At 41.5% G+C, this 342-nt stretch carries 1 protein-coding gene; it reads right to left on the bottom strand.

Annotated features, from left to right (window positions below; all coding sequences use genetic code 11):
• A partial coding sequence (locus tag PZE06_RS27140; RefSeq protein WP_275792259.1) for a rod shape-determining protein occupies positions 1–342 on the bottom strand: 342 nt, incomplete at both ends.

The following is a 342-nucleotide window of genomic DNA, read 5'->3' as shown; positions in this document are numbered from 1 at the left end:
GGCAAGTTCAAGTTCCTCGGAAATGACTGAAATCGTTCTTGGCAATCCTGATACCATATCACGACCACGAATCTCCATTGATTCGTTCCGTGCTCCAGGGAAGACCGTACAGATTTGAATCTTAATGTTTTCAGCTGTACGCTCTCCAATTAAAAGCTTGTATTCACGTTTAATATACTGAAGAATTTCACTATCAAATTTATCTCCAGCCATTTTAATGGAAGAAGACGTGACAATATCACCCATGGACAATACAGCTACATCTGTTGAACCTCCACCGATATCTACGACCATATTTCCGCTTGGTTGAAAAATATCCATTCCAGCTCCGATCGCTGCCAC

It is taken from the genome of Robertmurraya sp. DFI.2.37, from assembly GCF_029211245.1.
GTDB classification, from domain to species: domain Bacteria; phylum Bacillota; class Bacilli; order Bacillales; family Cytobacillaceae; genus Robertmurraya; species Robertmurraya methanolica_A.
The sequence above is the reverse complement of the archived record's forward strand: the minus strand, read 5'-3'. Positions and strand labels throughout refer to the sequence as shown.